This is a genomic window from Pseudomonas sp. Irchel 3A7 (genome assembly GCF_900187565.1).
Classification (GTDB): domain Bacteria; phylum Pseudomonadota; class Gammaproteobacteria; order Pseudomonadales; family Pseudomonadaceae; genus Aquipseudomonas.
This window is the reverse complement of sequence record NZ_FYED01000011.1, coordinates 252105-259637: the sequence shown is the minus strand read 5'-3', so window position 1 is coordinate 259637 and position 7533 is coordinate 252105. Positions and strand designations below refer to the sequence as shown.

The 7533-nt window shown below is 61.6% G+C and carries 8 protein-coding genes; 3 read left to right on the top strand and 5 right to left on the bottom strand.

From position 1 onward, the window contains the following. Window positions 1-150: 150 nt before the first annotated feature. Complete coding sequence (locus tag CKW21_RS19645) at window positions 151-633, bottom strand: GNAT family N-acetyltransferase (protein WP_095195593.1); 483 nt, start codon at window positions 631-633, stop codon at window positions 151-153. A 325-nt stretch (window positions 634-958) separates the two neighbouring features. On the opposite strand from CKW21_RS19645, the gene CKW21_RS19635 reads away from it, so the two are divergent. From CKW21_RS19635 to CKW21_RS19625, 3 genes are all read left to right on the top strand, one after another. Further along, on the top strand, window positions 959-2164 hold the full coding sequence (locus CKW21_RS19635) for an MFS transporter (protein WP_095195591.1): 1206 nt from the start codon (window positions 959-961) through the stop codon (window positions 2162-2164). Window positions 2165-2248: 84 nt separating this feature from the next. After that, complete coding sequence (locus tag CKW21_RS19630) at window positions 2249-2587, top strand: hypothetical protein (RefSeq protein WP_095195590.1); 339 nt, start codon at window positions 2249-2251, stop codon at window positions 2585-2587. A 39-nt stretch (window positions 2588-2626) separates the two neighbouring features. Continuing rightward, window positions 2627-2881 (top strand): hypothetical protein, encoded by a 255-nt coding sequence (locus CKW21_RS19625; RefSeq protein ID WP_095195589.1) that lies wholly within the window; start codon window positions 2627-2629, stop codon window positions 2879-2881. Window positions 2882-3006: 125 nt separating this feature from the next. Here CKW21_RS19625 and CKW21_RS19620 read toward each other — a convergent pair whose 3' ends face one another. The 4 genes from CKW21_RS19620 to CKW21_RS19605 all read right to left on the bottom strand — a co-directional run bounded on the left by CKW21_RS19620 (window position 3007) and on the right by CKW21_RS19605 (window position 7317). Further along, complete coding sequence (locus CKW21_RS19620) at window positions 3007-3936, bottom strand: PfkB family carbohydrate kinase (protein WP_095195600.1); 930 nt, start codon at window positions 3934-3936, stop codon at window positions 3007-3009. Next, window positions 3929-5395, bottom strand: a complete 1467-nt coding sequence (locus tag CKW21_RS19615; protein WP_095195588.1) for a cytosine permease — start codon at window positions 5393-5395, stop codon at window positions 3929-3931. Before CKW21_RS19615 ends, CKW21_RS19620 begins: the two co-directional genes overlap by 8 nt. A 213-nt stretch (window positions 5396-5608) precedes the next feature. Further along, on the bottom strand, window positions 5609-6607 hold the full coding sequence (locus CKW21_RS19610) for an ADP-ribosylglycohydrolase family protein (protein ID WP_095195587.1): 999 nt from the start codon (window positions 6605-6607) through the stop codon (window positions 5609-5611). After that, a complete protein-coding gene (locus tag CKW21_RS19605; RefSeq protein WP_095195586.1) occupies window positions 6604-7317 on the bottom strand; it encodes a GntR family transcriptional regulator in 714 nt (237 codons plus the stop codon). Before CKW21_RS19605 ends, CKW21_RS19610 begins: the two co-directional genes overlap by 4 nt. Window positions 7318-7533 lie beyond the last annotated feature (216 nt).

Sequence of the window (7533 nt, the reverse complement as noted above, 5' to 3'; positions counted from 1 at the left end):
CTGGAGCACGATCTACATCACAGGCAAAAAGCCTAAGGAGCTGCACGGCTTCCAAGTCCCTCCCTCGATGATCAGTCGAGAACTATCGCTCCTGATGGAGCGATAGTCGAGATACAAGGAGCTGCCGAAGGCTGCGATCTTTTGAAGCGATCACTGACCTTCGGCGAACTCGCGCAGCACCTTGCCATCCATGCGATAGCGAACCCACTCTTCCTGCGGCTGCGCGCCCAGGGATTTGTAGAATTCGATGGCCGGGGTATTCCACTCCAGCACACTCCATTCAAAGCGCCCGCAGTCATTGGCGCAGGCGATCTTGGCCAGGTGCCGCAGCAAGGTTTTGCCCGCACCGCCGCCACGCTGTTGCGGGGTGATGTAGAGGTCTTCAAGGTAAAGGCAGTTGCTGCCCAGCCAGGTGGAATAGCTGAAGAAGAACACCGCGAAGCCGATCGCCACGCCGTCGCGCAGGCAGATCAAACCATGGGCGGTGGCGCCTTCGCTGAACAGGCTGCGCTCGATGTCGGTCACGCTGGCAATGACTTCATGGCGGGCACGTTCGTAGTCGGCCAGTTCAGTGATGAACGCGAGGATTTGCGGAGCATCACTGGGGGTCGCCGGGCGGATTTCGATCGTCATGGACGTGCCTTGTCAGAAGTGGAAAACGCCATACTAATTCGACGCAGGATTTGTGGCGAGGGAGCTTGCTCCCGCTAGGCTGCGCAGCAGCCCCAAAACGGGCAATGCGGTCTTTCAGGTGAAATGGGCGTCGACTATTGCAGGGACTGCTTCGCAGTCCAACGGGAGCAAGCTCCCTCGCCACAGATAAATCCCACAGCACAAAAGCTTCCTCGCCTTTACTCCGGTCGTCGCTAACCCTGGCATCGCGAAGCTCGGACCTAACATAAGCGCGTTGCGTGATAGATAGATGACCTGCGCATTTATCAGGTCAAGGAACCGCGTCATGTCTACCGCAACACCTCCCGTCTCCAGCAAGTTGTTCGGCTTGTTTTGCCTGGCCAGTTACTTGCTGTCGCTGTCCTACGGTTCGACCTTTTTGCTGTCGCTGCTGATCGGTTCGCGCGGGGGGAACGAGCATGATGCCGGCAGTGTGATTTCGGCAGCGATGCTCAGTACCTTTGCAGCCGTCATTGTCTCCGGTCACCTGTCCGACCTGCTCGGCGCGGCGCGTTCGGTGGCGCTGTTCGGCGTCCTGCTGGTGGCCGCCAGCCTGGGTTTCGCACTGGCGCCGGGCTTCGGCAATCTGCTGCTGTTTTTCGGGCTGTTGCTGGGCTTGGGCTGGGGCGTTTTCTACACCCTCGGACCAATCATCGTCGCGAGCCTGGTTTCCCCCGCGCAGCGCGCCAAATACTTTGCCTTGCTGTCGGGCAGCATGATGACCGGGATCGGCAGTGGCCCCTTGCTGGGGCGCGCAGCGAGTGCCTTGGACTATCCGGTGACGGCGGCGTTCTACCTTGCTGCACTGGCCAGCCTGATCGGCGTGCTGCTGTTCTGGCGGCTGGATCGACACCTGAAAAAAGCCTCCGTGCAGTTGACTGTCGTGTCGCGAATTTCCTGGCGTGCAACTGTGCAGGTGCTGTCATCCCGGGCGGTGCTGCCGATCATCATGGTCGGCCTCGGCGGTTGTGTTTTCGGTGGCCTGTCAAGTTTCCAGACCAGCTATGCCGCTGCCCGCTCGCTCGACTATTCGCTGTTCTTCCTCGGTTTCATGAGCGCGGCGATCAGCAGTCGCCTGTTGATCGCCGGCATCGTGGTCAAGCGCGATCCGTTGCGCGCATCGTGCCTGCTGTCAGGCCTGATGATGGGCTCGATCCTGATGTTCGGCTTTGTGGTCGACGACGGCTTCAGCTACGTACTGGCGGCGGTGATGCTCGGGGTCGGTTATGGCCTGACCTATTCGGTGATCAATGGCCTGGCCGCCAACGAGGCACCGACCGGTACCACTGCGCAGTCCTTGTTGCTGTTCAGCCTGTCGTACTTCATCGGCGTGTTTGGTTTCCCGCTGCTCGCCGGAAAAATCATCGTCGAGCATGGAATGGCGACGTTGCTGCTCACCCTGCTGGCGGTCGCCTCGCTCAACTGGTTGATCACCGTGGGGCGGCTGATCTGGCGCCGGGGCACCAGGGCCAAGACCTTACAGCACGCCTGAACCGTTCGTCGTTCATCAGGCACCAATTCGAAGCGGGGGTGGACCAACGTCAGGTAAGGACACTCAATCAAGGGAGACACCACCATGATCTCGTCCAGGCTGACCGCCCTCGCCCTCGCCGCCCTGCTGTCCCCGCTCGCCATCGCCGCGACCACCGCGTCCGGCACCGGCCCGACCAACCCGGTCGAAAGCCCCAAGGCCCCCGCCATCCAGAGCGCCCCCGGCATGAACACCAACGGCACGGGTGTCGACAGCAGCCTGCCACCGTCCACCGGCACCGATCCACGGACACAGGGCAACGACGCCGGTCGCCAAGGCGGGCTGAACCTGCCGGACACAAGGACACCGGATAACGCAGGCTCCGGCATCGGCTCGAAAACCACCACCGGTGGTTCGGGGTCCGAAGGTGGTGTCAGCCAATAGTTCCTCGCAATACCTTCCCATCGTAATGAAGAGGTAACCATGAACGTCGATAAAAACCTGGAAAAAGAAGTCCTGACCCGCCTGTTGCACGCCCACCCGAGTGGTTTGGGCAAGGAGGTCCTGGACAATTACCGGGGGGAGAAAGTCGTGGCCAGTACCCTCGCCACACTGCAGGAACGCGGACTCATCCAGCACGGCAACGTGCAGTGCAACGAAGCCGGCGAGCACTCGCTGAACCTGCCGATCAAACTCAGCGCCGCCGGGGTTGAAGCGGCACGCAAGCTGGATGTTTGATTGATGTTTTGAATACCAGGGCCCCTTCGCGGGCAAGCCCGCTCCCACAGGGATCGATGGTGTGTTCACTATATGTGTCACACCACATCACCTGTGGGAGCGGGCTTGCCCGCGAAAGCGGCAGGTCAGTCGCTGAAAGTCTTGCTGATCAACTCATCCACCTCAGCAGTCCCCGGCGAAGTCGCCGGCCCCCAACGAGTCACCGCCAACGCCGCCGCCGCATTCGCCCGACGCGCCGCATCCAATGCCGACAACCCTTGCGCCAATCCCGCCACCAATACTCCGGCGTGAGCATCGCCAGCGCCATTGCTGTCCACTGCTTCAACCTTGAACCCCGGCACATGCCGGCGCTCGGAGCCCCGGTTGATCCAACAACCTTGTGGCCCGTCACGCACCACCATCAAGACTTTCGCGGGAAGAAGCTCGGCCAGGTGATGCAGCGCTTCATCGATATCCGACGCCCCGGTAAAACGCAGGGCTTCGACGCTGTTGCTGGTCCAGATATCAATGCGCGGCAGTAACGACTTCATCAACGGCGCATCCGGCGAGTCCACCAGCGGACCCGGGTCGAATACCACGTTGATGTCGTCCGGTAATGTCAGCACCCAATCCACCAGCGGCTGCGCCTTGCCCACATGCAGCAGGCTATAACCGCTGACGCAGACATAATCACCCGCCTCCACCGGCACGCTGGCCAGGTCTTCGGCAGTCAACTCGCCTTCGGCACCGATGTAGGACACGAAGCTGCGTTCGGCCGAAGCGTCCGTGATGGCTACGCACAACCCCGTATCGCGCTCGGCGGGATGGGCGATGCCGATGTGGATACCTTCGGTCAGCATCGCTGCGCGGGCCAGGTCGCCGAAACGCCCGGTGCCGTGGCGACCGAGGTAGACCACCGGCAAGCCATTACGCTGCGCGGCAGCCATCACGTTGAAGCCGCCACCGGCTTCGAAACTGGCCGATTGCGCCAGCGCGTCGCCCCCCGCTTGCGGCAATTGGTCCACCGCCATGACCAGGTCGATGATGACCTGGCCGGTGTACAGCATCTTAGGCATGAGCATTCTCGACCCGCGCAGCGCGACGATCCTTCGCCCCGCCGAGTACAAAATACAGGCCACCGGCGACCACAAAGGTCACGATCCAGCCCAGGCCGTTATGCCCCAGCCACGAGTCGGACAGGAAGCCCTTGAACCAGACGTTTTCTGCCGTGGTGCCGATGGTGGTGAAGCTGAAACCGAGGACGATGGCCACCGCCCAGGCACTGAACGCCCGCCACTCGACGCCGCCGCGATACCAATAGGCGCTGCTCGGGCTGACGTCCAGCAGATCCTTGGGGCTGTAATAGTGACGGTGAATCAGATCGACTACGAAGATCCCGACCCACGCAGTGATCGGCACCGCCAACAGGGAAATGAAGGTAATGAACGGGCCGTAGAAACTGTCGGCGATCAGCATGAAGTAGATGGAACCGGCGAAGATCGCGACGATGTCCACCACCACGGCGTAGACGCGTTTGACCTTCAGGCCGAGGGTCAAGGTGGTCAGGCCGGCGGAGTACACCGACAGGTTGTTCGACAGCAGCAGCCCACCGAATGCGGTGATCAGGTACGGCACGGCCATCCAGGTCGGCAGCATGTCACGGATGGCGATGATTGGATCGGTGGCCTGGGCCAGGTCGTTGTTGCCCACCGACAGCAGGCCGCCGAGGGTGATCAACAGTACCAGCGGAATCCCCGCGCCGAATGCCGCCGACGCCACCAGGCGCACGGCTTTGACACTGCGGTGCTGATAGCGCGACATGTCCGCGCCGGCGTTGGCCCAACCGATCCCGGTGCCGGCCGCCATGGTGCCGATGCCGATGATCATCGCGCTCATGGGGGCAGGCGTGGCGTTAAATACCGCACTCCAGTCGATGGTGGCGCAGAGGAAGCCACCGACCAGAATGTTCAGCGCGCCGAACACGTAGGTCGCCCACTTCTGGATCACCAGCAATGTCGCGTGACCGAGGCCGGACACCGACAAGGTCAGGAGCACGAAAATTGCGATGAACACCAGCGTCAGCAGCGGAGCGCTTTTCGCTTCCACCGGCGAGCCGAACAGGATGGAACACAGTGACAGCAGCACGAACGCGGCGGTGGTGGTGTTGACGGTTTCCCAGCCCAGGCGCGACATCAGCGACACCAGGGTCGGACCGATATTGCCGCGCACACCGAAGATGGCGCGGGACAGGGTCAGGCTCGGTGCCCGGCCACGACGGCCGGCGATGGAGATGATCCCGACCACCGCGAAAGAACCGGCGGCACCAAGAATCGCGACGATGATCGCCTGCCAGATCGCCAGTCCGCGAAAGGCCACGAGGGTCGCGCCCAGCGGCAGGCCGAGGATGGAAATGTTGGCCGCGAACCAGACCCAGAACAGCTGCAACGGATGACCATTGCACTCGGCCTCCGGCACCGGTTCGATACCGCGGGTTTCCAATTGCCCGGCACTTTGCCCGGCGTTCGATGAACTCATGAAAATGCTCCTGTTGCCATTTTTGTGTTTGTGGGCAATTAGGGAAATCGACACAACATCCCGGCCATCCTGGCTGTGTTGGTGCGTTCCATTGCGGGTTATCAAATTGAATCGGCGGCGCGGCCTTCGCGAGCAGGCTCGCTCCCACAGGGGATTTATGTCACTCACAGATCCAGTGTGGGAGCGAGCCTGCTCGCGAAGAGGCCAGTCCAGTCAGCGCAAAGCCAACAGCCCCTGCACCAGCGGCTCAAGCGCCAAATCATTAACCGCTTTGACCTTTTCGATCAACGCCACCGGCCAACTCTCAAGCCCCAGACAAGCCCCAAGCATCGCCCCAAGAATCGCCGCGATGGTATCGGTGTCGCCACCCAGGCTCGCCGCCATGCACAGCGCTTCGAAGGCATTCATTTCGCCGATGGCCACTTGCTGGGCCAGGGCAAACGACACCACCACCGATTCTTGCGAAGCCACCGAGGTGCCGATCACGTCGTACAGCAAATCGGCGAGCATCGCCTTGTCGTTGTCGACGCTGATGGTCCGTGCCCAACTGATGCGCGAAGCGATTCGTCCGCCGGCAACCCAGTGGCCATGGCTTTCCGCTTGCTGCGCGATTTGCTGGCCGAGGTTCAACGCCTCGCCCAGGTCCAGACCGTTGATCCCGGCCGAGACCACCGCCGCCACCGCCGCCGCACTGGAAATGCCCAGCGTGGTGTTGTGGGTGACCTGACAGGCCTGCACCACGGCCGCGATGAAATGCTCGGGATCGGCGACATCCGCGGCAATCCCCACCGGGGTGATGCGCATCGCCGCACCATTGGTGGTGCCATAGCGCCCCGCTTCTTCCGCCGAATGGCCGGCGAGAATCATCTCGATGGCGCGCTTGGTCGAAGGGCCGAGCAGATCCTGCGAACCCTTGGCCTGCATTTCGGCTTCCCATTCGATCAGCCGTTGGGCGAGCAGCGCCGGTTCGATCCGGCCCTTGCCGTCGAGCAACAACTGACCGACCAGGATCGCCTGTTCGGTGTCATCAGTGATCGAGCCTTTAGGCATGTTGGCGGCGATTGGTTGAAGAGGACCAGCGTCTTGCAGGTCGATGATTTCGCCGAAGCGCACCTTGATCTCGGCACGGCTCAGGGATTGGGTCGGCATGCCCAGTGCGTCGCCCAGGGCCAGACCGTAGAACGCACCCAAGGCACGATTGAGCGCTGTCATTTCATCGTTCCAAATTGCAGGTGCATACGGAAATGCACGGGATCGAGCAGGCTTTCGACCTGCTCCATGAAGCGGTTTTGCCGATCGTAGGTGGTGCGCAGGGCCTTGAGGAATACGGTGCCGACCGGACGCCCCAACAGCTCGGCGTCTTCGGCGTTCAACGGTTCGGCGCCGATCCATTGATCGCCGCGCTCACCTATGTAGCCGTAGGCGGCCAGGGTGATGGTCAGGGAGTTATCAATCAAACCGACCCGCGGCAGGCCTTCCAGGCCTCCAGTCGCGGGCATCAATGAGCGTTCGAGGGAAACCAGCGTACCGTCGTTGGAGCGGCGACGACGGTCGAGGGTGATGAATTGGTCGGTGCCGAAACGCGACAGCAGGTCAGGACGGGTCACCGCCTCCAGCCGCAGCACCTCGGTATTGACCAGCGCGCCGCTGTCGGCCAGGGCCTGGGCCCAGCCGCTGCGCTGGTCGAGTGCCACACCGTCGAACGTGACGATGGAACCCACCCCGCTTTGCGTCGCGATGTAGTTGCGCCGTTTCAATTCGGCCAGGGCTTCACGCAATGTACCTCGGCTGACTTTGAATTCTTGAGCCAACTGATGCTCGCCCGGCAGATGAAAGCCGTCTTCCATGAGACCGCTTTCAATGCGCCGGATGAGCTCGTCGACCACCCGTTGTTTCTTGTCGAATCGTACCTGTCTAATCATGTACAAATTGATACCCGAAACGAGTTGGAACGAGCAAGGGAAATTTGGGGGAAGTGACGGAAGGAATGAAACTAATAGTGAGTGCAACACCGACTAATGTGGGAGCGAGCCTGCTCGCGAAGACGTCGGCACATCCGACATCAACGTGTCAGACCCACCGCTTTCGCGAACAGGCTCGCTCCCACAGGGGATTCGCGGCGGGCACAAAACTTTCGA

Bases quoted from the DNA above. Each gene is read 5' to 3' on its own strand.
- CKW21_RS19645 (WP_095195593.1), bottom strand. From the start codon at position 633: ATGACGATCGAAATCCGCCCGGCGACCCCCAGTGATGCTCCGCAAATC.
- CKW21_RS19635 (WP_095195591.1), top strand. From the start codon at position 959: ATGTCTACCGCAACACCTCCCGTCTCCAGCAAGTTGTTCGGCTTGTTT.
- CKW21_RS19630 (WP_095195590.1), top strand. From the start codon at position 2,249: ATGATCTCGTCCAGGCTGACCGCCCTCGCCCTCGCCGCCCTGCTGTCC.
- CKW21_RS19625 (WP_095195589.1), top strand. From the start codon at position 2,627: ATGAACGTCGATAAAAACCTGGAAAAAGAAGTCCTGACCCGCCTGTTG.
- CKW21_RS19620 (WP_095195600.1), bottom strand. From the start codon at position 3,936: ATGCCTAAGATGCTGTACACCGGCCAGGTCATCATCGACCTGGTCATG.
- CKW21_RS19615 (WP_095195588.1), bottom strand. From the start codon at position 5,395: ATGAGTTCATCGAACGCCGGGCAAAGTGCCGGGCAATTGGAAACCCGC.
- CKW21_RS19610 (WP_095195587.1), bottom strand. From the start codon at position 6,607: ATGACAGCGCTCAATCGTGCCTTGGGTGCGTTCTACGGTCTGGCCCTG.
- CKW21_RS19605 (WP_095195586.1), bottom strand. From the start codon at position 7,317: ATGATTAGACAGGTACGATTCGACAAGAAACAACGGGTGGTCGACGAG.